The sequence below is a fragment of the Accumulibacter sp. genome (genome assembly GCF_029255285.1).
GTDB lineage: Bacteria > Pseudomonadota > Gammaproteobacteria > Burkholderiales > Rhodocyclaceae > Accumulibacter.
Map to the genome: position 1 here is coordinate 65,605 of NZ_JAPUVI010000089.1, position 24,888 is coordinate 90,492.

The following is a 24,888-nucleotide window of genomic DNA, read 5'->3' on the forward strand; positions in this document are numbered from 1 at the left end:
TCAACTCACCCCGCAAGCTTGCGGTCAGGTAACTCACTACATATGTCAGCCAATCCCACCATGTCAGAAAGCTTCGCCGAACTTTTCGAGGAAAGCCTCGGACGCCAGGAAATGCGTCCCGGAGAGGTCATCACTGCGGAAATCGTTCGTATCGACCAGAACTTCGTCGTCGTCAACGCCGGCCTCAAGTCGGAGAGTTATATCGAGCTCGAGGAATTTCGCAACGACCAGGGCGAACTCGAGGTCAAGGTCGGCGATTTCGTCCAGGTCGCCATCGAGCAGCTCGAAAACGGTTTCGGTGAAACACGCCTGTCGCGCGACCGTGCCAAGCGCGTCGCGGCGTGGAATGCGCTCGAACAGGCGCTCAACGACGGCAGCCTCGTCGTCGGCACGATCACCGGCAAGGTCAAGGGCGGGCTGACGGTGATGACCAACAGCGTGCGCGCCTTCCTGCCCGGCTCGCTGGTCGACATGCGCCCGGTCAAAGACACCACGCCGTACGAAGGCAAGACTTACGAATTCAAGGTCATCAAACTCGATCGCAAGCGCAACAACGTGGTGGTTTCGCGGCGCGCCGTCCTCGAAGCGAGCGTCGGCGAAGAGCGCGACGCCTTGCTGGCGGCTCTCAAGGAAGGCAGCATCGTCAAGGGCGTCGTCAAGAACATCACCGACTACGGCGCTTTCGTCGATCTGGGCGGCATCGACGGTCTGCTGCACATCACCGATCTGGCGTGGCGCCGGGTTCGTCATCCGTCCGAAGTGCTCGCGGTGGGCGACGAAGTGCAGGCCAAGATCCTCAAGTTCGACCAGGAAAAGAACCGCGTTTCGCTCGGCCTCAAGCAGCTCGGCGAGGATCCGTGGGTTGGCATCTCGCGTCGTTATCCGCCGACCACCCGCCTCTTCGGCAAGGTCACCAACCTCACCGACTACGGCGCGTTCGTCGAGATCGAGCAGGGCATCGAGGGTCTGGTGCATGTTTCCGAGATGGACTGGACGAACAAGAACGTCCATCCGTCCAAGGTCGTCCAACTGGGCGACGAGGTCGAAGTGATGATCCTCGAGATCGACGAAGACCGGCGGCGGATTTCTCTGGGCATGAAGCAGTGCGCCGCCAATCCTTGGGACGACTTCTCGATGAACTACAAGAAGGGCGACCGGGTGCGCGGTGCGATCAAGTCGATCACCGACTTCGGCGTCTTCATCGGCCTGCCCGGCGGCATCGACGGCCTGGTGCATCTGTCCGACCTGTCGTGGTCGCTGCCCGGCGAGGAAGCCATCCGCAACTTCCGCAAAGGCGACGAGGTCGACGCGGTCGTGCTCGCCATCGATACCGACAAGGAGCGGATTTCGCTCGGCATCAAGCAACTCGACGGCGACCCCTACACCAGCTACATCGCGACGCACGACAAGAACAGCATCGTGCGCGGCGTCGTCAAGTCGGTCGACGCGCGCGGTGCGGTGGTCATGCTCGACGGCGACATCGAAGCGTATTTGCGCGCTTCCGAAGTCTCGCGCGAGCGGATCGACGATCTGACGCGGGTGTACAAGGAAGGCGACGCGATCGAGGCGATGATCATCAACATCGACCGCAAGACACGTTCGATCAGCCTGTCGATCAAGGCCAGGGAGCAGGCCGAGCAGCACGAGGCGATGCAGAAGCTGTCGGCCGACAGTAGCGGCGCCAGCTCGGGTACCACGAATCTCGGTGCCCTGCTGAAAGCCAAGCTGAACAATCCGCAGTAAGGCCGAGCGATGACCAAGTCGGATCTCATCGCCCAATTGGCCGAGCGCTTCCCGCAACTGGTCGCCAAGGACGCGGACCTGTCGGTCAAGATGATTCTCGAGGCGATGGCGGACGCCCTGTCGAGGGGCGACCGCATCGAGATCCGCGGATTCGGCAGCTTTGGCTTGAACTACCGGCCGCCGCGCGTCGGGCGTAACCCGAAGTCGGGGGAAAGGGTCGATGTCCCCGAAAAATGGGTACCGCATTTCAAGGCCGGCAAGGAATTGCGGGAGCGCGTCGATGGCTCCGTGGAATCTCACTGAGTGATCGGCCGGTAAGGGTCGAGGACGGGCGGCACGATGCCGCCCGTTTTCCTGTCGGGGAATCGATTGGTGCGTGCAGCGCCGTGGGCTTCGAGGCTTCTCCGGGTCGTTTTCGCCAGCGAGAACGCCGGTCCGCCGTCCCCGCGCGCCTGTCTCGGCATCGCGTTCCGGAAAGCGTGACCAATGGTTGACTTCGAGTACTGGCAGCTACTGCTGTTCCCGCTCTTCTTCGGACTCGGCTGGGCGGCGGCGCGCGTCGATATCCGGCATCTGGTCAAGGAGTCGCGAGCACTGCCGCGTTCGTATTTCCAGGGGCTCAATTTTTTGCTCAACGAGCAGCCGGATCGTGCGATCGAAGCCTTCGTCGAGGCGGTCAGGGTGGACCCGGAGACGATCGAGCTGCATTTCGCCCTGGGCAGCCTCTTTCGCCGGCGCGGCGAAACCGAGCGCGCCATCCGCATGCACCAGAATCTGCTCGAACGCGAGGATCTGAAACAGGATCTCAAACTGCAGGCGCTGGCCGAACTCGGCCAGGACTATCTGAAGGCCGGACTGCTCGACCGGGCCGAGGAGATTTTCGACAAGCTGCGCCACTCGGATCTGGCGGAAGAAGCCAAGCGCAAGCTGCTGGAGATCTATCAACTGGAAAAGGATTGGGAAAAGGCGATCGCCATCGCTTCGGAGTTGCCGGACTTCGCTTCGCACAAGGAGATCGCCGAGTACCATTGCGAACTGGCCGCCGCCGAGATCATCCGTTCGCGCCGCGACCTGGCGGCCAATCATCTACAGACCGCCCTCGAGCGTAACCGTAAGTGTGTGCGGGCGAGCCTGCTGCAAGGCGACATCGATTTTCAACAGGAGCGTTTCGCGGCGGCGATCGAATCCTGGCAGCGCATCGAACAGCAGGAACCGACCTATCTGGCACTCGTCGCGCAACGCCTGCTCGAAGCCTTTCGCAAGCTGGACCGGCGCGAGGAGGGGCTGCAACTCCTGCGTGGCTATCTCGAGCGTTATCCGTCGCTCGACCTGCTCGACGTGGTGTTCCAACTGGTGCTCGAAGCCGACGGGCCCGAGGCGGCGTACCGGCTGGTGCGCGACGAATTGAAGCGCAATCCGACACTTCTCGGCTTCGACAAGTTGCTGGAAGCCAGGATGTTGTTCGCCTCGACCGAGCATCGTCCCGATCTCGACCTGGCGAAGGGCATCGTGCAGGGCTATACGCGGCGCCTGGCGCGCTATCGGTGCGATAATTGCGGCTTCAAGGCGCGCCAGTTCTACTGGCGCTGCCCGGCTTGCGGCGGCTGGGAGACCTATTCGCCCAAACGCACCGAAGAGTTCGACCTGACACCTTAGGAATCCCATGTTCGCCGTTCATCCGTTTGGCCGCCGCGGTGCCGGTCGCCCGCCCGGTGCGCCGGGTTTCGGGAGCGCCACCGATGCCGCTGCCTGACTTGTCGGCCAGCAGACTGCTGGTGGTCGGCGACGTGATGCTCGATCGCTACTGGTTCGGCGATGTGGCACGCATCTCGCCCGAGGCCCCGGTGGCGGTGGTCAAGGTCCAGCGTTGCGAGGAGCGCCCGGGGGGGGCCGCCAATGTGGCGCGCAACATCGCCTCCCTTGGCGCGCGCGTTGGCCTGCTCTCGGTTGTCGGCGACGACGAAGCGGGACGCAGCCTGCTGGCGCTGCTCGCCGCGAGCGGAATCGATGTCAGCCTGCACGTCGACGCGGCGATCAGCACGACCGTCAAATTGCGCGTCATCGGGCGCCAGCAGCAACTGTTGCGCATCGATTTCGAAACCTCGCCGTCGCACGAGGTTCTACGCGCCAAATTGCATGAATTCAAGACGCGCCTCGCCGATTGCGACGCCGTAATCCTGTCCGACTACGGTAAAGGCGGCCTGACGCATATCGGCGAGATGATCCGTCTGGCACGCGACGCTGGCAAGAAGGTGCTGGTCGACCCCAAGGGCGACGACTTCTCGAAGTATGCCGGCGCCACCGTGGTGACGCCGAACCGTGCCGAGTTGCGGGCCGTCGTCGGTCGCTGGCACGATGAGGCCGAACTGGCGCGCAAGGCCGAGGCGTTGCGCGGCGACTTGGGGCTCGAGGCCCTGCTGGTGACGCGCTCGGAGGAAGGGATGTCGCTCTTTCATGCCGGCGGCGCCTGGCACGAAACCGCCGTGGCGCGCGAGGTGTTCGACGTTTCGGGGGCTGGCGACACGGTCATCGCCTCGCTCGCCGTGATGCTGGCCGGTGGGGCTTCCTGGGGAGAAGCGGTGCATGCGGCGAATGTCGCCGCCGGTGTGGTGGTTGGCAAGCTCGGAACCGCGGTGGTCAGTCGCGACGAGCTTGCCGCGGCCTTGATGTGAGGTGAGCATGTACATGATCGTTACTGGCGCGGCCGGTTTCATCGGCTCGAATCTGGTGCGCGCGCTCAACGAACGCGGTGTGCGCAAGATCATCGCGGTCGACAATCTGACGCGAGCCGACAAGTTCAGGAACCTGGTCGACTGCGAAATCGCCGACTATGTCGACAAGGCGGAATTCCTCGACCGACTGATGGCCGGTGACTTCGACGGCGATGTCGAGGCCGTTTTTCATCAGGGCGCGTGTTCGGATACGCTGGAGAGCGACGGCCGCTACATGATGGACAACAACTACCGCTACTCGCTGGCCATCCTCGACTGGTGCCTCGACCAGGAAGTCCCCTTGCTCTACGCGTCGAGTGCGGCGACCTACGGCGGTGGCGGCGTTTTCCGCGAAGAACGGCAGTGCGAGTCGCCGCTCAACGTCTACGGGTATTCCAAGTTTCTCTTCGACCAGATCGTTCGCCGGCGTCTGGCGGAAATCGGTTCCTTCAATTCGCAGGTCGTCGGTTTTCGCTACTTCAACGTCTATGGACCGCGCGAGTCGCACAAGGCGCGCATGGCGTCGGTCGCCTTCCATCACTACCATCAGTTTCGAACGCGTGGGAAAGTAAGCTTGTTCGAAGGCTGCGACGGCTACGCGGCCGGCGAACAGCGGCGTGATTTCGTTTTCGTCGGCGATGTGGCGCGGGTCAACCTCCACTTCCTCGATCACCCCGAGAAATCGGGGATTTTCAACGTCGGCACCGGTCGGGCGCAGAGCTTCAACGAACTGGCAGCGGCCAACGTCAACGCCTGCCGCGCACTGAACGATCAGCCGCCGCTGCCGCTCGGCGAACTCGTGCGGCAGGGGCTGATCGAATACATTCCGTTTCCGGCCGAACTCAGGGGCAAGTACCAGAGTTTCACCGAGGCCGACCTGTCGAAGCTGCGCAAGGCTGGCTACGAGGCGTCCTTCACCGGCGTCGAGGAGGGCGTGGCGCAGTACGTCCATTGGTTGAAAGAGCATGGATAAGACGCTCGAAGACTATGTCGGCGCGACGCCGCTGGTGCGGCTGCAGCGTCTCCCGGGAGCGCTCGGCGAAGCGCGCGGCAACCGCCTCCTGGTCAAGCTCGAGGGCAACAACCCGGCCGGTTCGGTGAAGGACAGACCGGCGCTGTCGATGATCGTGCGCGCCGAGCGACGTGGCGACATCAAGCCCGGCGACACGCTGATCGAGGCCACTTCAGGCAATACCGGGATCGCGCTGGCGATGGCGGCGGCCGTGCGCGGTTACCGGATGATTCTCGTCATGCCGGAGAACCAGAGCGCCGAACGGCGGCAGACGATGCAGGCTTTTGGCGCCGAACTGGTCTTGACGCCACGCGAGGGAAGCATGGAACTGGCGCGCGACGTCGCCGAGGCGATGCGCAACGAGGGGCGCGGCATCATCCTCGATCAATTTGCCAACCCGGACAATCCGCTGGCGCACTACGAGGGTACGGGCCCCGAACTGTGGCATCAGACGGCGGGACGACTGACGCATTTCGTCAGCAGCATGGGGACGACCGGAACGATCATGGGGGTTTCGCGCTACCTCAAGGAACGTCAGCCGGCGATCTGCATCGTCGGTTGCCAGCCGGCGGACGGCTCGCAGATTCCCGGTATCCGGAAGTGGCCGGAAGCCTACCTGCCGAAAATCTTTGACCGCCGGCTGGTCGATCGCATCGAATCGGTAGCCCAGGACGAGGCCGAGGAGATGACTCGTCGCCTGGCCCGCGAGGAAGGTATTTTCGCCGGCATCTCCTCCGGCGGCGCGCTGGTCGTCGCCCTGCGCCTGGCGGCCGAAGTCGATAACGCGACCATCGTCAGCATCGTCTGCGATCGCGGCGACCGCTATCTCTCGACCGGGGTCTTTCCGGCTTGAATTGGCGATGAAGCCGGTGCTCGTTTTCGACATCGAGACGATTCCCGACGTCGGGGGGCTGCGTCGCCTGCATGATCTCGACCCGGCCTTGTCCGACGACGAAGTCGCCGAAATGGCTTTCCAGCAGCGGCGCGCGGCGACCGGCAACGACTTCCTGCCGCACCATCTGCAGCGCGTGGCGGTGATTTCGTGCCTGCTCAGGGTCGGCAGGGATCTGCGCGTCTGGTCGCTGGCCGAGCCGGAACAAGGCGAGGCCGAAATCATCCAGCGCTTCTACGATGGCGTAGAAAAGTTCACGCCGCAGATCGTTTCCTGGAACGGCGGTGGCTTCGACCTGCCGGTGCTGCACTATCGCGGCTTGGTACACGGTGTCGTCGCGCCCCGCTACTGGGATCTTGGCGACGGCGACTACCCCGACAGTCGCGATTTCAAGTGGAACAACTACATCGGGCGCTACCACACGCGCCACCTCGATCTGATGGATCTGCTGGCGATGTACCAGCCGCGGGCCAGCGTGCCGCTCGACCAGTTGGCCAAACTGATCGGTTTTCCCGGCAAGCTCGGCATGGACGGCGGCAAGGTCTGGCAGGCTTGGCAGGCGGGCAGGGTCGGCGAAATACGCGACTACTGCGAGACGGACGTTCTCAATACCTATCTGGTGGCTCTGCGCTTTCGCCTGATGCGCGGCGAACTCACGCGCGCCGAGTATGTGGGCGAGATTGCTTTCGTGCGCGGCGAACTGGCCAAGATCGGCAAGCCGCACTGGCAGGAGTTTCTGGCTGCCTGGCGTTAGCTTGGCCCTTGGCGCGCCGGGGGCCGACTCTTGGCGCCATTCGTTCGGGGGCGCCTGGCGCCCAGGCGATTTCAATAATTGCCGTCCGCGTGTCAGAATCGTCGGCGGCCTGATTAGGGGAGGAATTCGATGAGCTTGGATCGCTGGCTTCTTTGTGTTGCCACCGCCCTGTGCCTGTCCCCGTTGGCGCAGGCGGCCGGGACGCTGGACAAGATTCGGGCGTCGAAGACCATCTTGCTGGGCTATCGTGAGGCATCGATTCCGTTTTCTTACTCCGGCGAAGACAACCAGCCCTGGGGCTATTCGGTGGAATTGTGTACCAAGGTCGCGGCAGCGATCGTCAGGCACTTGGCGCTCGATGAACTGCAGTTGCAGTGGGTGCCGGTGACACCGGAGACGCGCATTGCCAAGCTGAAGTCGGGTGCCATCGACCTCGAGTGCGGGTCGACGACGAGTTCGCTGTCGCGCATGAAGGAAGTCGATTTCAGTCTGCCGACCTTCGTCGATGGCGGTGCCTACCTGACCCGCCGGTCTGCCGGGATCAGACGCCTGGCCGATCTGGCCGGCAGGAAGATCGCGGTTGCCGCGGGAACGACCAGCGAGCGGGCGATCGCCGGGGCGCTGAAGCAGGACAAGGTGAGTGGGGAGTTGATCAAGGTGAGCGATCACCAGCAGGGGCTGGTCGCGCTGGCGCAGGGTGTGGTGGACGCCTACGTCTCCGATCGCTCCTTGCTGATCGGCCTCGCCCTCGACTCGGGTAAGCAAACGGACTGGATCCTGGGCCCGGAGACTTTTTCCTATGAGCCGTACGCGCTGATGATGCGTCGCAACGATGCGGACTTTCGCCTGGTGGTGAATGGTGAACTCGCTCGCCTGAGCCGCAGTGGCGAGATTTTCACCATTTACGACCGCTGGTTCGGTTTTCTCGCCCAGCCGGGAGAACGCTTGGAGAATGTCTATTTCCTGAACGGCCTGCCCGAGTAGCGCTCAGCTTCCGTTTGCCAAGGCGCTCTTGCGCGCTTCTGCTTCTTTGTCGGTCTCGACGAGGTCGCGGTAGGCGTGCCAGGTGGCATGCCCGACCAAAGGCATGGTGATCGTCAAACCGACGAAGACGGTGGCGAAGCCGATGCCGACCAGCAGCACGATACAGGCGGCCCAGAGCAGCATCGGGCCGGGATTGCGGACGCAGGCGAGCAGGCTGGCGATCGCCGCGGTGATCGCATCGGTCTTGCGATCGAGCATCAGGGGTACGGCGACGACACTGATCGCGAAGACGAAAACGGCGAAGAAACCGCCAACTGCAAAATAGACGATGGCAAAATCGGCCTGCTCGAAGGTCAGAACGGTGCGCACGACATCCGCGAAACTCGGTAGTCCGCCGGCGAAGAAAAGGGCAAAAACGACGATCGATGCGCGCGCCCAGACCAACAGGACGACAGCCAGCAAAGCGGCAAACAGGCCGACATTGGCCAGATTGGGGCGCCACGCGGCGAGGCTGGGGGTCAGCCTGGGCGGCTCCCCGAGTTCGCGGCGCCGGCTCAGGTCGTAGAGGCCGAGAGCCAGGAAGGGGCCGAGGAGCAGAAAGCCGGTGGTCAGTCCGGCAAAAAGCGCATACGCTTTGGCGAAGACAGCTTGCATCAGCCAGCCCGCGGCAGCGAAACACACACCGTAGAAGAGGCTGGCCACGCCGCCTTGACGAAAGTCCTGCCAGCCGGCGTGCAACCAGAGTGGGATGGCGCTGGATCCGATTCGCCGGATGACCGGGAAACGGCTGGCCGAGGTGTCGCTCGCGGGTTTGTCGTCGTCTGTCATGGATCGGCTCCCTCGTGACTATGGCGGACAAATCGTAACATGTTAGCCGTCCGCGGTTGTGCGGCCTGCCTGCGCCGCTGTCCGGTCGGCCGACCCTCGGCTTGCGACGGGCGCTTGACTGTCGTCTGCTGTCGCTTACAATCCGGCGCAGAGGGCTCGCTGGTGCGCGGGTTGACGCATTCGTTTTTCATACATAAGGGCAAGAAATGCAGACTCTTTTTCTGTGGTTGGGACGTCTCGCCGGCATCGGTGGGCTGGCGCTCTGCGCCTTCGCGGCAATCACTCGGCTGCTCGGGCAGTTCTACGTCGGGACGCTGCAGGTGGGGACGCTTTTGCAAGCCGGCGTCGCGGCGATCGTCATCGCCTGTTTCTTTCTGTTGCTGGTGCTGGTCGCACAGAACAAGGCCGCCCGCTTGCCCTGAGCGTGCCGCTGGCCAAGCGGCAACATCCACCGGTGCCAGGCCGGGCAGTTGCCGCGCCGGCGCTTGCCTGGCGACCGCCGCGGCGTCGGACCGGCCGTACGCAGTATACTGGCGGGCCTGTCACGAGAGCGCTACCTCATGCTTCCACCGAAGAACGTCGGCTTCGTTTCGCTCGGGTGCCCGAAGGCAACCGTCGATTCGGAACAAATCCTCACTCGGCTGCGTGCCGAAGGCTATCTGATCTCGCCCTCGTACGAAGGTGCCGACCTGGTGGTCATCAATACCTGTGGTTTCATCGATGCCGCCGTCGAGGAGTCGCTCGACGCCATCGGCGAAGCTTTGGCCGAGAACGGCAGGGTGATCGTTACCGGTTGTCTGGGCGCCAGGCAGGATCTGATTCGCAAGGCGCATCCGCAGGTGCTGGCGGTGACCGGTCCGCATGCCACCGACGAGGTACTGCAGCACGTGCATGCGCATCTGCCACAGCCGCACGATCCATTCACCAGCCTGGTTCCAGCGCAGGGGATCAAGCTGACACCGCAACATTTCGCCTACCTCAAGATTTCCGAGGGTTGCAACCACAGTTGCACTTTCTGCATCATTCCTTCGCTGCGCGGCCCGCTGGTCAGCCGGCCGATTGGTGATGTGCTGCAGGAGGCGCGGACGCTGGCCGAGGCCGGCGTGCGCGAATTGCTCGTCATTTCGCAGGACACCAGCGCCTACGGTGTCGACCTCAGGTACCGGACTGGCTTTTTCGGCGGGCGTCCGCTGCGTACCCGGTTGCGCGAACTGTGCGAGGCGCTGGGTGAACTGGGAATCTGGGTTCGTCTGCACTACGTCTATCCGTATCCCAGCGTCGACGCGCTGCTGCCCCTGATGGCCGACGGCCGGCTGTTGCCCTACCTCGACGTACCTTTCCAGCATGCCAGCCCGCGCGTTTTGGCGGCAATGAAACGTCCGGCGAGTGCCGAGAACAATCTCGAGCGGATCAGGGCGTGGCGCGCCGCGTGCCCCCAGATCACGATTCGCAGTACCTTCATCACCGGTTTTCCGGGAGAGACCGAGGCCGAGTTCGAGGAACTCCTGGCGTTTCTCGCGGCAGCGCGGCTCGACCGCGTCGGCTGCTTTGCCTATTCCCCGGTCGACGGTGCGGCCGCCAATGCGCTGCCGGGCGCGCTTCCGGAGGAAGTTCGCGAGGCGCGGCGACAACGGCTGATGGCTTTGCAGGAAGACATTTCCGCGGAGTTGCTGGCAGCCAAGATCGGAACGGAAATCGACGTCCTGGTCGATGAAGTCGACGACGAGGGAACGATCGCCCGCTCGGCAGCCGACGCACCGGAAATCGACGGACTGGTATTCATTAACGATCACTTCGACGCGCAAGCCGGCGACTTTCTGCGCGTTCGGGTGGTCGATGCGGACGAGCACGATCTGTACGCCGAACTTGCCGTCGGTGCCTGAGTTCCCGCGGCGACCGGGAACGGCGGCGGCTCAATGAAAATCCCGGCTCGCCGTCGGCAAGCGGCCGAGTAGCGGCGAAAGGTCCACGAGGCGCTTGGCGACCAGATGGACGACTTCGCCCTCGCGCTGTACCTGGCCGAGGACGCCGAGCAGGCGAGCGCCGAGCAGTTCGCGGCGCTGTCTCTCGACAAGCCGCGAGTGCACGACGATGTTGGCCAGCCCGGTTTCGTCTTCGAGCGTGACGAAGACGATGCCGCTGGCCGTTCCCGGCCGCTGGCGGCAACTGACGATTCCGGCGGCGCGCAGAAGCTGGCGGTCGGGAGCCGTCTGCAGTTGACTGGCGGAAACGAAGCGTTGTGCGGCGAGGCGCTGGCGCAGCAGGGTCAGCGGATGGCGGCCGAGGGTCAGGCCGGTGCTGGCGTAGTCGGCGATCAGGTTTTCCCCCTCGGATGGCGCGGCGAGTTCGAGCGGGCTTTCCGGTGACGGCGCGCTGCTCAGCAAATCGAGCTGTACGGCGATTCCGGAGGCGGCCCAGGCCGCTTGCCGACGATGGCCGGCGAGACTGGACAGCGCGTCGGCAGCGGCGAGCAGGTCGAGATCGCGCTGCGTCAGACGGCTTCGTGTCGCGAGGTCGGCAAGGCTGGCGAAAGGCCGTTGCCGGCGGGCTTCGAGCAGTCGAACGGCGGCCGTTCGCGACAGGCCGGCGATGCTCGCCAGTCCCAGGCGAACGGCCGGCTGGCCGGCGGCGGCGTCCGGCGCGCTGTTTTCGAGCTTCGCCTCCCAGTCGCTGGCGCTCGCCGTCACCGGCCGAACGTCGACACCGTGCCGGCGCGCGTCTTGAACCAATTGCGACGGCGAGTAGAAGCCCAGCGGCTGGCTGTTGAGCAGCGCACAGAGAAAAGCCGCCGCATGGTGGCGCTTGAGCCAGGCCGAGACGTAGACCAGCAAGGCAAATGATGCGGCGTGCGATTCGGGGAAACCGTACTCGCCGAAGCCCCGAATCTGCGCGAAGATGCGCTGCGCGAAGGCTTCGTCGTGGCCACGCTGGCGCATGCCGGTGATCAGCTTCTGTTCGAAGGGTTCGAGCCCGCCCTTGCGTCGCCAGGCGGCCATCGCCCGGCGCAACTGGTCGGCTTCGCCGGGGGTGAAACCGGCGGCGACGACGGCCAGTTGCATCACTTGTTCCTGGAAAATCGGCACGCCGCAGGTGCGGCCGAGGACGGCCTCTATTTCGGGACGCATCGCTTCGCTACGCTCCTTGCCATGGCGGCGGCGCAGGTAGGGGTGCACCATGTCGCCCTGAATCGGGCCCGGCCTGACGAGTGCCACTTCGATCACCAGATCGTAGAAGTTGCGCGGCCTGAGGCGCGGTAGCATGGCCATCTGCGCGCGCGATTCGATCTGGAAGACGCCGACCGTATCGGCGGCGCAGATCATGTCGTAGACCGCCGGGTCTTCTGGCGGAATGTCGGCCAGACGGCAACCGACGAGATCGAGTGCGCGATGGATCGCCGAGAGCATGCCGAGCGCCAGTACGTCGATCTTCAGCAGGCCGAGGGTATCGAGATCGTCCTTGTCCCATTGGATCACGCTACGTTCCGGCATGGCGGCGTTTTCTATCGGTACCAGCCGGCACAGTGGGCCGCGTGCGATGACGAAGCCGCCGACATGCTGCGACAGATGGCGAGGAAAACCGCGCAGCGCGTCGGTCAGGGCGAGCCATTTGGCGACCCGCGGCGCGGCCGGGTCGAGACCGACGGCGCGCAGGCGGTCGGGGAGTTGGTCGCGCTTGTCCCACCAGGCCAGCGAGGCGCTCAGTGCGTCGATCTGGGTGCGGCCGAAACCGAGCGCGCGGCCGACGTCGCGCAGTGCTCCGCGTGTCCGGTAGGTGATGACCGTTGCCGTCAGCGCGGCGCGCTCGCGTCCATATTTGGCGTAAAGATACTGGATCACCTCCTCGCGCCGTTCGTGCTCGAAATCGACGTCGATATCGGGTGGTTCGCCACGTTCCCGGGAGATGAAGCGCTCGAACAGCAGGTTCGAACGTGCCGGATCGACTTCGCTGATGCCGAGGCAGTAACACACGGCGGAGTTGGCCGCTGAGCCGCGTCCCTGGCACAGAATGTTGCGGCGGCGGGCAAAATTGACGATGTCGTAGACCGTCAGAAAGTAGGGCTCGTAGGCGAGTTCCTCGATCAGCGAGAGTTCGTGCTCGACGCGTTCGTGCACAGCGGGCGGGACGCCGCCGGGGTAGCGCCGGCGCAGCCCCTGTTCCACTTCGCTGCGCAGGAAGTCCGACGGCCTCTGGCCGTCCGGAACCACTTCGTCGGGGTACTCGTAGCGTAGTTCGTCGAGCGAGAAATGGCAGCGTGCCGCGACGAGAAGCGTCTCGGCGAGCAGTTCGAGCGGATAAATCCGCGCCAGCCGCAGGCGCGCGCGCAGGTGGCGCTCGCCGTTGGCGAAGAGTGCGCGTCCGGCAGCGAACAGAGTGCTGTGCAGGCGGATTGCCGTCAGCGTGTCCTGCAAGGGGCGGCGGGCGCGCAAGTGCATATGCACATCGCCGGCGGCGACGGCCGGCAGGCCGCTCGCCTGCGCCAGTTCGAGCAGTCTTGCCAGCCGTTGCGCATCGTCGGCTCCCGAGTGAAGTTCGACGGCCAGCCACGAACGATTCGGAAAACGGCTTGCCAGCCAGCGGCCGTCTGCCGCGCTGGCGCCGACGTCGGCTATCCAGAGTGCCAGGCAGTCCGGCACCGCACCCTGGCCGAAAGCGAAGTGACCGGGCTTTTCGAAGTCGTTGCGGTACAAGCGGTACTCGCCTTTGGTCGCGCGCCGCCGCGCCAGCGTGATCAGCGCGGACAGGTTGCCGTAACCGGCCCGGTTCTGCGCCAGAAGCACCAGCCGGAGGCCACCGTCCGGCTCGCCGGCGAGCCGGAACTGGGCGCCGATGAGCAGCTTCAGGCCAAAATCCTTCGCCGCTTTGTGCGCCCGCACGACACCGGCCAGCGAAGCCTCGTCGGTCAGCGCCAGCGCGCTGTAACCCAGCGTCTGCGCCCGTTCGACCAGTTCCTCCGGATGCGACGCGCCACGCAGGAAGGAGAAGTTGGAGCAGCAGTGCAGTTCGGCGTAAAAGGGGAGGGCGTCGTCCACGGCATTATAGTGTAAATAAATACAGTATAATATTTCGCGGCAGATTTTCCCAGGCCAGCGCGCCGCGTCGGGAGGTGCCGCGCGCAGGGCGGCGCACGGTCAGCGATCGAGACGTTTGCCAGTTCGGCGCCGTTCGTGCGTAGGCGCCGCCGGTCCAGTGTGGCGCCGCTTTCCTCTCGACGCTATTGCTGTTTCAGGTCGAGTTGCGCGAGGTCGATGCGCTTTCGGTAACCGCGCCAGCGCAGCCATGCCTTGTGTGACAAGTGCTTGATCAACAGACCCGGCGGCATGCGCAGCCAGTGCGCACGCAGGTACAAAAGCCAGCGGGCGAGGGTCGCCGAAGGCGACGGGTGGTCCGGATGTCCGGGCAGCAGTGCGAGCGGAATCAGCCGCTTCATGATTTGCCGGACCGGCCAGGCCGGCGCTGCCGCAGCCAGTTCCTGCAGCACGCCCGGCGGCACCGGGGTGGCGAGCAGTTCTTGCGCCTGCTGCAACCCGTAGAGCAGCGGACGCGTGAAACCCAGTTCGCGCGCGCGCGGCACCAAACCCTCCCAGAAGCCCGGCTGCTGGCCGAAATAACCGAGCAGATCATGCACATCGACCAGATCCCGCAGGCGCAGTCCTTCATCGGGATCGCCCTCGAGAAACAGATGGACCAGCGAGTGGAGCACCATGTCAGCCGGGGCGAGAATGCGCAGGCGCGGGTCGCTGAGCGGCTGGGCGGCGGCAAAGAGCGGCGCGGGAGCGGACTTGAGGTGACTGGTTTTCGGCAGGAGTCGGTGGTGGATGTCGATTTCCGTGCCTCGTTCCAGGTGCCTGAGGGGCGGAATCTCGTGCATCCAGACGCGGTAGTAGCGGTCGTCGTAGGGGTCGATCTGGGTTTTGAACCAGCCGCGTGCGCTGAGTCTTTCCTCGATCTCGCCTATCCTGTCCTCGGGCACCAACAGATCGACGTCGGCGAAGATGCGTCCGCGTGCCGGCGGCAAGTCCGCCAGGAGATAGCCCGTTCCCTTCAGCAAGATCAAGGGTACTTCCATCCCCTCGAGCGCCCAGAGAATGCGGTTTACCTCCCAGGAAACCAGCGTCCTGCGATGCTCGATGACGTTATGGGCGGCCCTCAGGTGGTCAGCGGCGCGCGGCGGAACTTTCTCCAGCAGTCCCGCTCGCGACAGTTCGGACTCCAGCCTGCCCAACAGCCTGACGCGCCGGGCGACGCGTAGCAACAACTCCCAATCGGCTGGCGGCAGGGCGGACAGCTTGTCCGGTGTCCTGAGGGCGTCGAGGAGAAGGCTACGCGCCCGGTAGGTTTCTCTGTTCACTCTAGTCATCGACGTCGTTAGATAGATCGTCGAGCGCGCTGATCGCCTGGTCGAGATCGGAGTAGACCAGCGAGTAGGAATCGCAACGGCGAACGAGGTCGGCGACGAGTCGAAAAGCGGTTTCGTCGAGCACCTCGTAGTTGAAAGCGTTGGTCGCGATCATCAGGAAGGCTTGGCTCTTCGGCAACGGTTCGAGCGAGAGCGGCGCGTTGGCGATCCAGCGTGGGAAAACAAACCAGCGTGGCCGGGCGGTCTCCTGCATTCGCGCGATGCTGTCCGCCGGCGGCCGCACATGCGCCACGGTTCCCTTACGGGTAGCGAGGAAAGATGGGCCGACGATGGCCTCGGGACGAAAGCGCCTGATCACCTCGATCGACTCGTTCTTGAGTGGAATCAGGCGAGGCAGCGGCAGCAGCATGCCGTCCTCAGGCCGTAGCAGTCCGAATTCGTCGGACATCAGGCGCCATCCCGAATGGATCAGCGCGGTGCATAGGGTCGATTTGCCGTCACCCGGTGAAGCAGGAAAGAGCATCGCCCGGCCATGGCGCTCGACTCCTGCCGAATGAAGCATGAGCAGATGATGCGCGCGCGTGGCGACACACCAGTTGATGCCCCATTCCAGGGCCGGGAAAGCGTGTTCGGCGGCGTAGGGAGCGAAAGGCGATTGTCCGTCTACGGTAAAACATGCTTGGCGTCGCAGCCAGCGGCGCAGTCCGCGCGGGCGGCTGATGCCAACGTGAAAGTCGGTTATTTCGCCCGTCTCGGGCAACGGATAGGGTTGGTAAAGCCGATGGACGAGTGAGGAAAGCGATGCCAGATCGGAGCGAATCCTGAGATGGAAGGGGCCGAAGCGGACGACGAGACCGGTGCCGGCCAATCGCCGTTCGATTTCCCGGCGACTCAGGTCACCGACGATCATTGACCGGCAACGACGTCATCCAGGCGCTCGATGAGGCCGAGTTCCTCGATCCGCGCCATGGCGAAGGCGAGATCATCCGCGTCGAGATCCTCAGTGGCGATGCCAAGCTCGCTCGCCGTGAACTCCCTCAGTTCATCGAGCGACTTCGCGCTCTGCTCGAGTCCTCTCAGGATCAATGCCGTAGTCTCGTTGAAGACGTGCGTTTCCGCAGAGGAGGGCTGGTAGACGATGAACACGTCATCCCATTTCTGCCAGCTCAGCTCGTGACCGGCTCGCGTCAGGGCAATCACGATGTGGCCAGGGAAGGGGAAGGATTGGCCGACGGGAACACAGCACGCGATGCTCTATTGGCTTGCCAAGGGTTTTGAGCGAGCAGGCCGGACATTCCTCGCGCGCACATGGCGCAGGCTCTGCCGGACCAGCCAGGCCGGCCTGAGAGCCGCTGCACAGCGAACCGCCGGTCCGAGTCTGTCTGTTCCCCCATTACCGCATGCGCCGAAATCGCGAATCTATCACAGTTTCGCTCGCCGGATCGAACAGTGTCGGCTGTTCGAGTCAGGGACCCGACGGCATCGAGACGCGTTCAAGCGCCGCTTGCGCCGACGCTCTTGCGAACGGCGGGTAGCCGCTTGGCGTCCGTTGGCGCGGGGGGAAGGAAAGATAAAGGCGGCGCTGCTCGGTGGCGAGACCTAGCCGGCGTTGATCAGTGACGTTGCGCTGGCCGAACTCAGGATCGCAATGTTCTGATTACGGAAGTCGGCCGGCCCACGGAGCGGGTCGCCCGACGGGGTACCACAATAATAATTGGTTCCACCACCCGAGCCGGTGCGATAGACATGTATGCTTTGGTCATTCATGTCCTGGGTGCTGATCTTGTCGACCATCGAGGTATCCGGGCAACTGTCTATGTTCTTGAAGCAGTAATCCGGAGTGCTTGGATTGTCGTTCGAACCGATCAAGCCGCTTCGGATACGGTCGCCACCAACCGTCTCGATTCTCCCGCGGTCGTCGGTCGTGGCGGCACGGATCTTCGTGCCGGTACACGAGGCTGCCGCCAGCGCACCGCTGCGCAAAGTCAACACCAAGGGCGCGAAAGCCGCTGCGCCACGAACCAGCCGCCGCCGGCGTTGGTCCAGTGTCGAACCCCCGTCTGCGCTGGCGGGGTCACCACCAGCGAGCGCCAAATCGGTCGCTTGCCCCGCCTCGTCGATTGCTTCCGTTCGTCTCATCTTTGCCGCTCTCCAAAAATTCCGACCCGGGTCTCGGTGTTTCCAAGCCAGTTCCTGCGTCTGTTCGCGCTCCCTGCGCACTCCGTCTGTCGACCTGCAAGACGGTTTTCGCGGACTCGTCGTTCTGGTGACCGATGACTGATTCACCATCGTGGATGTTAGCCTTTACAACGCAGAGGGCCTGCGAAGTAAGTCACGGTGCGGACCAGAAATCACAAGTCGTTCGAGTGCTCCTACGGTAGCGCGATTGGCACCGCCGAATCACAGTCCAACAATGATTAGCAAATTCTATACCAGTCCCATGGAACAAACAAAGTGCTCGCTAAAGCAATGGTTTGCAATTTTCTACCCGATCCTTGGCGGGGTTGTCCACACGGTAGTGTAAAAAAAACCGACATCCTCGTAGTGGCCGTTCCGGCTGGTCCCAGCACCCGTGCCGGGATCGATTCGGGAGTCGCGCGGCACTTTTCCGGCAATTCGACAAATCGACCGCCCGACCGCGGGAAGTTCCCTTAGAGTTTCAGGCGCTCCAGCAGCTCGGTTTCGAGCTTGATTCGGCTTGCTGCTTCTCCGAGGTCTCCGCCGCTGAGCAGGAAGGTGTCCTCGACGCGCTCGCCGAGCGTCGAAATCTTCGCTGTATGCAGGTTAGCACCGTGCGCCGCCAAAGTCATGGCGATTGTGTAAAGAAGCCCCGGGCGATCGGCGGCGTTAACCGAGAGCACGTAGTGCGAGCCTTTTTCGTCGGGCTCGATGGTCACCACCGGCTGCATCGGGAAGTGTTTGACTTGCCGCGAAAGGCGGCCGCTGCTTGGCGCTTCCGGAGGATTCTGGCGGCTGAGGCGCTCGGTGAGTTCGTGCTCGATATAGCTGATCATCGCCCGGTCGCTGTCGCGATCGCTCAGGTCGAGCAGCATGAAGCTGTCCAGTGCGTAGCCGTGACGGGTCGTGTGGATCTTGGCGTCGACGATGGTGTAGCCGGCGCGACCGAAAAAGCCGACGACACGGGCGAAGAGGTCGCGCTGATCGCGCGTGTAGATCATCACCTCCAGCCCTTCGCCCTGCGGATTGACGCGCGCTTTGACCACCGGTTTTTCGACACCGGTTCGATAGTGCAGAGCCTGCGTGTGCCAGGCGATTTCTTCGGCCGAATGGCGCAGGAAATAGACCGTGTCGAGCTGCTTCCACAGACGCTGGTGCACGGCCTCGGAAAGCGCAAAGTAGCGCAGCAGGCGCAAGGCTTCCTGCTGGCGCTCCTCGATCAGTCCCTGCCGGACCGGTGCCTGGCCGCCGGCCAGCAGGGTGCGGCAGGTACTGCGGAAAAGCTGTTCGAGGAGCTGTCCTTTCCAAGTATTCCAGACTTTCGGGCTGGTGCCCCGGATGTCGGCGACAGTGAACAGATACAGCGCCGTCAGGTGGCGCTCGTCCTTGACCTGCGCGGCAAAGGCACCCAGGACGTCCGGGTCGGCGAAGTCCTGCTTCTGCGCCACCATGGACATCAGCAGATGCTGGCGGACCAGCCAGACGATCAGTTCGCTGTCGTCTTCGTCGAGGCCGTGCTGAGCGCAGAAAGCGGTGGCGTCCTGGGCGCCGAGTTCGGAATGGTCGCCGCCCCGTCCCTTGGCGATGTCGTGAAAGAGAGCGGCGACGTAGAGCACCCAGGGGCGAGGAAAGCCGCTGATCAGCTCGCTGCACAGCGGATACTCGTGCGTGAACTCGTCGGCCAGGAAGCGCCGCAGATTGCGCAGAACCTGCAGAATGTGCTGGTCGACGGTGTAGACGTGGAACAGGTCATGCTGCATCTGGCCGACGATCCTGCCGAAGTTGGGCAGATAGCGGCCGAGAACGCCGAACTGGTTCATCCGTCGCAGTTCATGCAGCACACCCCGCGGTTGCTGCAAGATATCGAGAAAGCGGGCGCGATTGGCGGGATCGCCGCGGAACGTATCGTCGATCAGCGTGCGCGCATGCCACAACGCGCGCAAGGTGCGCGCCGTCATCCCCTGCAGCTCCGGATGTACCTGCATGAGCCGAAAAGCTTCCAGAATGACGCCTGGCTCTCTTCTGAAGATTTCCTCGTCTACCACGTCGAGCAGGTCGTGCACGTTCTGGAAGCGTTCATTGATCGCTTGCGGCGGCTGGTTGGGCGGCGGCGAAATCGCCGCACCGATGTTGAGCAGCAGTATCGTGTTGATCTGCGTAACTTCCTTCGCTGTGCGATAGTACTGCTGCATCAACAGCTCGCTCGCCCGGCGGGTCGGCGTCGCCTGAAAGCCCCACTGTTCAGCCAAGGCGTTCTGGTAGTCGAAGAGCAGCCGGTCCTCTCGCCGACCGGCGTGCAGGTGCAAACGCGTCCGCAGGCGCTGCAGGAACGCGACGCAGCGCCGCAGTTGCGCTTCCTCTTCGCGAGTGATGAAGCCGTGTTGGGCCAGATCGTCCCAGGTGTCGCCATAGCCGGCCGCGCGGGCGATCCAGAGGATCGTCTGCAAGTCGCGCAAACCGCCTGGCGCTTCCTTGCAGTTCGGTTCGAGGCTGTAGGGCGACCCGTAGTGGCGCAAGTGCCGCTCGTCCTGTTCCTTTCTTTTCGCGTCGAAGAAGGTGTGCGGATCGAGGACGCGGGCGAGTTCGGAAGTGAGTTCCGTGAACAGTTCTTCGCTACCGGTCAGCAGGCGAGCCTCGAGCAGTGCCGTCTGAATCGTCAGATCCTCGGCGGACGCCTGCGAACATTCTTCGACCGTTCGCACACTGGGTGCAATCTCGAGGCCGATGTCGTAGAGAATGGTCACCGCCTGCTCGAGCTGCGCGGTCAGGCCTTCGTCCGGCGAACCCGGCAATAGCAGCAGGACATCGACGTCCGAGGCGGGATAGAGTTCGCCTCGGCCATAGCCGCCAACAGCAAGCAGCGCCAGAGACGGCGGCGCATCCAGTTCCCGCCAGAGGTCGCCGAGAACGCCGTCGATCAGTTCGCAGCGCTCGCGCAAAAGGCGTGACGCGTCGCCCGTCGCCAGGTAGCGCGCGCAGATCGCCGCCTGCTCGCCGCGCAGAAGGGAGCGGTAGCGGGTGACCAGGGGCTGTCGATCGACGTCGACGCTTGCCATCGGCAATCAGCCGATCCAGTCGGGTCGAGCGCTCGTACCCGCCGACATAGTAAGGACTTCGTAGCCCGTCGTGGTGACCAGGATGGTGTGCTCCCATTGTGCCGACAAGCTGTGATCCTTGGTGACGATCGTCCAGCCGTCGGCCATGGTCCGGATCGCCGCCTTGCCGGCATTGATCATCGGCTCGATGGTGAAAACCATTCCAGGTTCCAGCCGAATGCCGGTGTGCGGCCGGCCGTAGTGAAGGACTTGCGGTTCCTCGTGGAAGCTGGCACCGATGCCGTGACCGCAGAACTCGCGGACGACCGAGAAGCCGGATTTCTCCGCATGTTGCTGAATGGCATGGCCAATGTCGCCCAGGTGCGCACCGGATCTGACCTGTACGATACCCAGCCAGAGGCATTCGAAAGTCACTTCGCAGAGTCGCCTGGCCTGCAGCGAGGTCTCGCCGACCTGAAACATGCGACTGCTGTCCCCGTGGTAGCCATCGCTGATCACCGTCACATCGAGGTTGACGATGTCTCCGTTCTTGAGCTGCCGGTCACCCGGGACGCCATGGCAGACCTGGTGGTTGACCGAGGCGCAAATCGACTTCGGGTACGGTCTGTAGCCGGGTGGCGCGTAATTCAGGGGGGCTGGGATGCCGCCCTGGACGCCGACGATGTAGTCGTGACAAAGCCGATCCAGCTCGCCGGTGGTGACTCCTGACTTCACGTAGGGCGCGATGTAGTCGAGTACTTCCGCCGTCAGGCGGCCCGCGACGCGCATTTTCTCGATTTCTTCGGGGGTCTTGATGAAAATACTCATGGCTTGACGTCGGCGCCGGGGTGAGGACGAGCAAGGATAAAGTAAGCGAACAGCTTAGGCAATTTGACCGGCTCAAGGCGGATAAAGCTTCGCAGCGCAGGATTCGGCCCTCGAGCTGGCACGCGCATTGAATTTCCACGCCTCTTGGTGGTACTATCGCCGACTTTTGCTGGCTTGTAAGCCAGCGACAAAGAAAGGCGTGGCCCGGTCGGCGCGCCGGGCGTGCCGACCGGGCCACGCCTTATCACGCACATTCGCCTGTTCAAGGGTGTCGGCCGGGATGGCCGGCTGTAGGTGGGCGGATGGTGGTCCAACCCTGATAGTGAAGGTAATCCAAATGTCTACAACGATGCGTCAGATGCTTGAGGCCGGTGTTCACTTCGGCCATCAGACACGCTTCTGGAACCCCAAGATGGCACCGTACATTTTTGGTGCCCGCAACAAGATCCACATTGTCAACCTCGAGCAGACGCTTGCCAGATACAACGAAGCGATGAGCTTCGTGCGCAGGCTGTCGGCCAACAAGGGCACTATCCTGTTCGTCTCGACCAAGCGCCAGGCGCGCGAGATCATGGCCGAGGAGGCGACGCGCTGTGCGTCGCCCTATGTCGAACAACGTTGGCTGGGCGGCATGTTGACCAACTTCAAGACGATCAAGCAGTCGATCAAGCGCCTCAAGGACATGGAAACGATGTCCGAAGACGGGTCGCTGGCGCGTCTCGGCAAGAAGGAGGCGTTGATGATGACGCGCGAACTCGAGAAGATGCACAAGTCGATCGGCGGCATCAAGGATATGGTGTCGCTGCCTGACGCCTTGTTCGTGATCGACGTCGGGTATCACAAGATCGCCATCACCGAAGCCAACAAGTTGGGGATTCCGGTCGTTGCGGTGGTCGATACCAACCACTCGCCGAGCGGCGTCGACTACGTCATTCCCGGCAACGACGACTCGTCGCGCGCCATTCGACTGTACGCCCGCGGGGTGGCCGACGCCGTGCTGGAAGGGCGCAGCCAGTTCGTCGAGGAGATTCTCGAGGCGGTTTCTGGCGACGAGTTCATCGAGGAAGCCGACGACGACTGATGAGCGCGGCAGCCCTGGCGACAGGGGCGGCGGCCGCGCGAGTAGAATCGAATGTATTGAAACCGGCACGGCCGCTCCTGTCGGCTGTGTTCGCAAGTGGAGAATGAAATGGCGGAAATTACCGCAAGCATGGTGAAAGAACTGCGCGAGAGGACCGACGCGCCGATGATGGAGTGCAAGAGAGCGCTGACCGAGGCGGCTGGCGACATCGACAAGGCGGAGGAAATTCTGCGCGTCAAGCTGGGCTCGAAAGCCAGCAAGGCGGCCAGCCGGATCACCGCCGAGGGAGTCGTAGCGGTGCACATGACCGATGACGGCAAGCTCGGCGCGATCGTCGAAATCAACTGCGAGACCGACTTTGTTGCCAAGAACGAAGAGTTCCTGAAGTTGGCTGCCGACTGCGCGGCGCTCGTCGTCACGCATGACCCGGCTGACGTCGCGGCGCTGGCCGCTTTGCCTATGGCCGGCGGAACCGTCGAATCGACGCGCACGGCACTGGTTGGAAAAATCGGCGAAAACCTTTCGCTTCGTCGCTTTGTCCGCATGACCGCGACTGGACGACTCGCCGCTTATGTGCACGGCGGGGCCAAGATCGGCGTTCTGCTCGATTGCCTCGGCGGTGACGCGCAACTGGGCCGGGATCTGGCGATGCACATTGCGGCGGCCAAGCCGAAATCGCTCGACTCGTCGGGCGTCGCCGCCGATCTCGTCGAGAGCGAGCGCCGCATCGCTACCGAAAAGGCCAGGGAAGCCGGCAAGCCGGAAGCGATGATCGAGAAGATCGTCGAGGGGTCGGTACAGAAGTTCCTGAACGAAGTGACCTTGCTCGGTCAGGTTTTCGTGAAGGCCGAAGACGGCAAGCAGACCATCGCGCAGTTGCTGAAGGCCCGAGGAGCGTCGGTTGCCGGTTTCACCCTGTTCGTTGTCGGCGAGGGGCTTGCCAAGCGGTCGAACGATTTCGCGGCCGAGGTCGCCGCACAAGCCGCTGCTGCCATGCAGAAATAGGCCGCCACGGGCTGTCGTCGCGACCAGCAAGCGAAGCCAGCCCGACGACCATGACGCTTCCGGAAAAGCGCCGGCAGCATGAACTTTTTTCCGCCCAGCCCCTGATCCGCAAACGGGTCGGGGGAGGTTCGCGAGTCGCCGACGCGACTTCACCCTAGCTCAAGGAGCCCAACGCCAATGTCAGCGAACTCGCCGCGCTACAAACGTATTCTGCTCAAGCTCTCCGGTGAAGCACTGATGGGAGCCGACGCGTACGGCATCAACCGGCAGACGATCTCCGGCATCGTTGCCGAGATCAAGGTGATCGTCGATATGGGGGTACAGGTCGGCGTGGTGATCGGTGGCGGCAATATCTTTCGCGGTGTCGCGCCCGCCGCGACGGGGATGGACCGCGCGCAGGCGGACTACATGGGAATGCTGGCGACGGTGATGAACGGTCTGGCGCTGCACGATGCCATGCGCGCCGCGGGAATGGTTTCCCGTGTGCAGTCCGCCTTGAACATCGAACAGGTCGTCGAGCCGTACATTCGCGGCAAGGCGATCCGTTACCTGGAGCAGGGGCGGACGGTCATTTTTGCTGCCGGTACCGGCAATCCATTCTTCACGACCGATACCGCCGCGGCCTTGCGTGGCGCGGAAATCGGTGCTGAAATCGTTCTCAAGGCAACCAAGGTCGATGGCATCTATTCGGCCGACCCCAAGCACGATCCGCTGGCGATCCGTTACGACCGGATCAGCTTCGACGAGGTCATCGCGCAGAACCTGGCGGTCATGGATGCCACGGCGTTCGCCTTGTGCCGCGACCAGAAACTGCCGATCAACGTGTTCTCGATTTTCAAGCCGGGTGCTCTCAAGCGGGTTACGATGGGTGAGAATGAAGGCACTCTGGTGTCTTGCTGACGGAGATGGAGATGAGCCTAGCTGACGTTAAGAGAGTCACTGAGAGAAAGATGGAGAAGTCGATCGAGGCGCTCAAGGCCGACCTGGCCAAGGTGCGCACCGGTCGTGCTCATACCGGTTTGCTCGATCATGTCCAGGTCGAGTACTACGGGTCGCTGGTGCCGATCAACACGGTCGCCAACGTCACCCTGATCGACGCCCGCACTCTCGGCGTGCAGCCGTGGGAAAAGGGTATGGCGGCGAAGGTCGAGAAAGCGATCCGCGACTGCGATCTGGGGCTCAACCCGGCTTCGCAGGGCGACTTGATACGCGTGCCGATGCCGCCGTTGACCGAAGCCAGGCGTCGCGAACTGATCAAGGTCGTGAAAGCCGAAGCCGAGGGCGCCAAGGTGGCGGTGCGCAACCTGCGACGTGACGCCATCGCGACGCTCAGGGAGATGCTGAAGAACAAGGAATGCTCCGAAGATGAGGAACATCGGGCCCAGGACGAGATCCAGAAACTCACCGACCGCTATGTCGTGGAGATCGACAAGCTGCTCGGCCACAAGGAAACCGAGTTGATGGCCATCTAGCGGCGAC

The 24,888-nt window shown here is 63.4% G+C and carries 22 protein-coding genes; 14 read left to right on the forward strand and 8 right to left on the reverse strand.

The window, feature by feature from the left end:
* The first annotated feature begins 42 nt into the window (after nucleotides 1-42).
* The 8 genes from rpsA to Q1M07_RS11580 all read left to right on the forward strand — a co-directional run bounded on the left by rpsA (nucleotide 43) and on the right by Q1M07_RS11580 (nucleotide 8,096).
* Entirely contained in the window at nucleotides 43-1,743 is a 1,701-nt protein-coding gene (gene rpsA / locus Q1M07_RS11545) for a 30S ribosomal protein S1 (protein ID WP_300454022.1), read from the forward strand.
* Nucleotides 1,744-1,752: 9 nt separating this feature from the next.
* Nucleotides 1,753-2,046 (forward strand): integration host factor subunit beta, encoded by a 294-nt coding sequence (locus tag Q1M07_RS11550; protein ID WP_300454023.1) that lies wholly within the window; start codon nucleotides 1,753-1,755, stop codon nucleotides 2,044-2,046.
* Nucleotides 2,047-2,229: 183 nt separating this feature from the next.
* On the forward strand, nucleotides 2,230-3,399 hold the full coding sequence (gene lapB / locus Q1M07_RS11555) for a lipopolysaccharide assembly protein LapB (protein WP_300454024.1): 1,170 nt from the start codon (nucleotides 2,230-2,232) through the stop codon (nucleotides 3,397-3,399).
* An 83-nt stretch (nucleotides 3,400-3,482) separates the two neighbouring features.
* A complete protein-coding gene (rfaE1, locus tag Q1M07_RS11560) occupies nucleotides 3,483-4,415 on the forward strand; it encodes a D-glycero-beta-D-manno-heptose-7-phosphate kinase (protein WP_300454025.1) in 933 nt (310 codons plus the stop codon).
* A 7-nt stretch (nucleotides 4,416-4,422) separates the two neighbouring features.
* Nucleotides 4,423-5,427: an ADP-glyceromanno-heptose 6-epimerase gene (rfaD, locus tag Q1M07_RS11565; RefSeq protein WP_300454026.1), complete on the forward strand. Its 1,005-nt coding sequence runs from the start codon at nucleotides 4,423-4,425 to the stop codon at nucleotides 5,425-5,427.
* Nucleotides 5,420-6,319: a cysteine synthase CysM gene (gene cysM, locus Q1M07_RS11570; protein WP_300454028.1), complete on the forward strand. Its 900-nt coding sequence runs from the start codon at nucleotides 5,420-5,422 to the stop codon at nucleotides 6,317-6,319. Before rfaD ends, cysM begins: the two co-directional genes overlap by 8 nt.
* Before the next feature lie 7 nt (nucleotides 6,320-6,326).
* On the forward strand, nucleotides 6,327-7,112 hold the full coding sequence (locus Q1M07_RS11575; RefSeq protein WP_300454029.1) for a 3'-5' exonuclease: 786 nt from the start codon (nucleotides 6,327-6,329) through the stop codon (nucleotides 7,110-7,112).
* A 129-nt stretch (nucleotides 7,113-7,241) separates the two neighbouring features.
* The gene (locus Q1M07_RS11580; RefSeq protein ID WP_300454030.1) at nucleotides 7,242-8,096 is read left to right on the forward strand and encodes an amino acid ABC transporter substrate-binding protein; all 855 of its coding nucleotides are present in this window, start codon (nucleotides 7,242-7,244) and stop codon (nucleotides 8,094-8,096) included.
* Nucleotides 8,097-8,099: 3 nt separating this feature from the next.
* On the opposite strand, the gene Q1M07_RS11585 is transcribed toward Q1M07_RS11580, so the two are convergent.
* A complete protein-coding gene (locus tag Q1M07_RS11585; protein ID WP_300454031.1) occupies nucleotides 8,100-8,924 on the reverse strand; it encodes a DUF2189 domain-containing protein in 825 nt (274 codons plus the stop codon).
* Nucleotides 8,925-9,130: 206 nt separating this feature from the next.
* Here Q1M07_RS11585 and Q1M07_RS11590 point away from each other — a divergent pair, with 206 nt between their 5' ends.
* Both Q1M07_RS11590 and rimO read left to right on the forward strand, forming a co-directional pair.
* Entirely contained in the window at nucleotides 9,131-9,346 is a 216-nt protein-coding gene (locus Q1M07_RS11590) for a hypothetical protein (protein WP_300454032.1), read from the forward strand.
* 138 nt (nucleotides 9,347-9,484) lie between these two features.
* Complete coding sequence (rimO, locus tag Q1M07_RS11595; RefSeq protein ID WP_300454034.1) at nucleotides 9,485-10,807, forward strand: 30S ribosomal protein S12 methylthiotransferase RimO; 1,323 nt, start codon at nucleotides 9,485-9,487, stop codon at nucleotides 10,805-10,807.
* Nucleotides 10,808-10,837: 30 nt separating this feature from the next.
* Here rimO and Q1M07_RS11600 read toward each other — a convergent pair whose 3' ends face one another.
* The 7 genes from Q1M07_RS11600 to map all read right to left on the reverse strand — a co-directional run bounded on the left by Q1M07_RS11600 (nucleotide 10,838) and on the right by map (nucleotide 21,323).
* Nucleotides 10,838-13,954 carry an error-prone DNA polymerase gene (locus Q1M07_RS11600; protein WP_300454035.1) on the reverse strand — a complete coding sequence of 1,039 codons (3,117 nt, stop codon included), beginning with the start codon at nucleotides 13,952-13,954 and terminating at the stop codon, nucleotides 10,838-10,840.
* A 182-nt stretch (nucleotides 13,955-14,136) separates the two neighbouring features.
* Nucleotides 14,137-15,282, reverse strand: coding sequence for a nucleotidyltransferase family protein (locus Q1M07_RS11605; RefSeq protein ID WP_300454036.1), 1,146 nt, complete (start codon nucleotides 15,280-15,282; stop codon nucleotides 14,137-14,139).
* A complete protein-coding gene (locus tag Q1M07_RS11610; protein WP_300454037.1) occupies nucleotides 15,275-16,192 on the reverse strand; it encodes an HprK-related kinase A in 918 nt (305 codons plus the stop codon). Before Q1M07_RS11610 ends, Q1M07_RS11605 begins: the two co-directional genes overlap by 8 nt.
* The gene (locus Q1M07_RS11615) at nucleotides 16,189-16,482 is read right to left on the reverse strand and encodes an HPr-rel-A system PqqD family peptide chaperone (protein WP_300454038.1); all 294 of its coding nucleotides are present in this window, start codon (nucleotides 16,480-16,482) and stop codon (nucleotides 16,189-16,191) included. Before Q1M07_RS11615 ends, Q1M07_RS11610 begins: the two co-directional genes overlap by 4 nt.
* A gap of 399 nt (nucleotides 16,483-16,881) precedes the next feature.
* Nucleotides 16,882-17,421, reverse strand: coding sequence for a hypothetical protein (locus tag Q1M07_RS11620; RefSeq protein WP_300454039.1), 540 nt, complete (start codon nucleotides 17,419-17,421; stop codon nucleotides 16,882-16,884).
* A gap of 512 nt (nucleotides 17,422-17,933) precedes the next feature.
* A complete protein-coding gene (locus tag Q1M07_RS11625; protein WP_300454040.1) occupies nucleotides 17,934-20,516 on the reverse strand; it encodes a [protein-PII] uridylyltransferase in 2,583 nt (860 codons plus the stop codon).
* 6 nt (nucleotides 20,517-20,522) lie between these two features.
* Nucleotides 20,523-21,323 carry a type I methionyl aminopeptidase gene (map, locus tag Q1M07_RS11630; RefSeq protein ID WP_300454041.1) on the reverse strand — a complete coding sequence of 267 codons (801 nt, stop codon included), beginning with the start codon at nucleotides 21,321-21,323 and terminating at the stop codon, nucleotides 20,523-20,525.
* 337 nt (nucleotides 21,324-21,660) lie between these two features.
* Here map and rpsB point away from each other — a divergent pair, with 337 nt between their 5' ends.
* The 4 genes from rpsB to frr all read left to right on the forward strand — a co-directional run bounded on the left by rpsB (nucleotide 21,661) and on the right by frr (nucleotide 24,881).
* On the forward strand, nucleotides 21,661-22,404 hold the full coding sequence (gene rpsB / locus Q1M07_RS11635) for a 30S ribosomal protein S2 (protein WP_300454042.1): 744 nt from the start codon (nucleotides 21,661-21,663) through the stop codon (nucleotides 22,402-22,404).
* A gap of 108 nt (nucleotides 22,405-22,512) precedes the next feature.
* A complete protein-coding gene (tsf, locus tag Q1M07_RS11640; RefSeq protein ID WP_300454043.1) occupies nucleotides 22,513-23,409 on the forward strand; it encodes a translation elongation factor Ts in 897 nt (298 codons plus the stop codon).
* 177 nt (nucleotides 23,410-23,586) lie between these two features.
* Nucleotides 23,587-24,309: a UMP kinase gene (gene pyrH / locus Q1M07_RS11645; RefSeq protein WP_300454044.1), complete on the forward strand. Its 723-nt coding sequence runs from the start codon at nucleotides 23,587-23,589 to the stop codon at nucleotides 24,307-24,309.
* Nucleotides 24,310-24,320: 11 nt separating this feature from the next.
* The gene (gene frr, locus Q1M07_RS11650; RefSeq protein ID WP_300454045.1) at nucleotides 24,321-24,881 is read left to right on the forward strand and encodes a ribosome recycling factor; all 561 of its coding nucleotides are present in this window, start codon (nucleotides 24,321-24,323) and stop codon (nucleotides 24,879-24,881) included.
* Nucleotides 24,882-24,888: the final 7 nt, after the last annotated feature.

What these genes read in the sequence shown, in the direction of transcription:
- rpsA (WP_300454022.1), top strand. Translation starts at nt 43, where the DNA reads ATGTCAGCCAATCCCACCATGTCAGAAAGCTTCGCCGAACTTTTCGAG.
- Q1M07_RS11550 (WP_300454023.1), top strand. Translation starts at nt 1,753, where the DNA reads ATGACCAAGTCGGATCTCATCGCCCAATTGGCCGAGCGCTTCCCGCAA.
- lapB (WP_300454024.1), top strand. Translation starts at nt 2,230, where the DNA reads ATGGTTGACTTCGAGTACTGGCAGCTACTGCTGTTCCCGCTCTTCTTC.
- rfaE1 (WP_300454025.1), top strand. Translation starts at nt 3,483, where the DNA reads ATGCCGCTGCCTGACTTGTCGGCCAGCAGACTGCTGGTGGTCGGCGAC.
- rfaD (WP_300454026.1), top strand. Translation starts at nt 4,423, where the DNA reads ATGTACATGATCGTTACTGGCGCGGCCGGTTTCATCGGCTCGAATCTG.
- cysM (WP_300454028.1), top strand. Translation starts at nt 5,420, where the DNA reads ATGGATAAGACGCTCGAAGACTATGTCGGCGCGACGCCGCTGGTGCGG.
- Q1M07_RS11575 (WP_300454029.1), top strand. Translation starts at nt 6,327, where the DNA reads ATGAAGCCGGTGCTCGTTTTCGACATCGAGACGATTCCCGACGTCGGG.
- Q1M07_RS11580 (WP_300454030.1), top strand. Translation starts at nt 7,242, where the DNA reads ATGAGCTTGGATCGCTGGCTTCTTTGTGTTGCCACCGCCCTGTGCCTG.
- Q1M07_RS11585 (WP_300454031.1), bottom strand. Translation starts at nt 8,924, where the DNA reads ATGACAGACGACGACAAACCCGCGAGCGACACCTCGGCCAGCCGTTTC.
- Q1M07_RS11590 (WP_300454032.1), top strand. Translation starts at nt 9,131, where the DNA reads ATGCAGACTCTTTTTCTGTGGTTGGGACGTCTCGCCGGCATCGGTGGG.
- rimO (WP_300454034.1), top strand. Translation starts at nt 9,485, where the DNA reads ATGCTTCCACCGAAGAACGTCGGCTTCGTTTCGCTCGGGTGCCCGAAG.
- Q1M07_RS11605 (WP_300454036.1), bottom strand. Translation starts at nt 15,282, where the DNA reads ATGACTAGAGTGAACAGAGAAACCTACCGGGCGCGTAGCCTTCTCCTC.
- Q1M07_RS11610 (WP_300454037.1), bottom strand. Translation starts at nt 16,192, where the DNA reads ATGATCGTCGGTGACCTGAGTCGCCGGGAAATCGAACGGCGATTGGCC.
- Q1M07_RS11620 (WP_300454039.1), bottom strand. Translation starts at nt 17,421, where the DNA reads ATGAGACGAACGGAAGCAATCGACGAGGCGGGGCAAGCGACCGATTTG.
- Q1M07_RS11625 (WP_300454040.1), bottom strand. Translation starts at nt 20,516, where the DNA reads ATGGCAAGCGTCGACGTCGATCGACAGCCCCTGGTCACCCGCTACCGC.
- map (WP_300454041.1), bottom strand. Translation starts at nt 21,323, where the DNA reads ATGAGTATTTTCATCAAGACCCCCGAAGAAATCGAGAAAATGCGCGTC.
- rpsB (WP_300454042.1), top strand. Translation starts at nt 21,661, where the DNA reads ATGTCTACAACGATGCGTCAGATGCTTGAGGCCGGTGTTCACTTCGGC.
- tsf (WP_300454043.1), top strand. Translation starts at nt 22,513, where the DNA reads ATGGCGGAAATTACCGCAAGCATGGTGAAAGAACTGCGCGAGAGGACC.
- pyrH (WP_300454044.1), top strand. Translation starts at nt 23,587, where the DNA reads ATGTCAGCGAACTCGCCGCGCTACAAACGTATTCTGCTCAAGCTCTCC.
- frr (WP_300454045.1), top strand. Translation starts at nt 24,321, where the DNA reads ATGAGCCTAGCTGACGTTAAGAGAGTCACTGAGAGAAAGATGGAGAAG.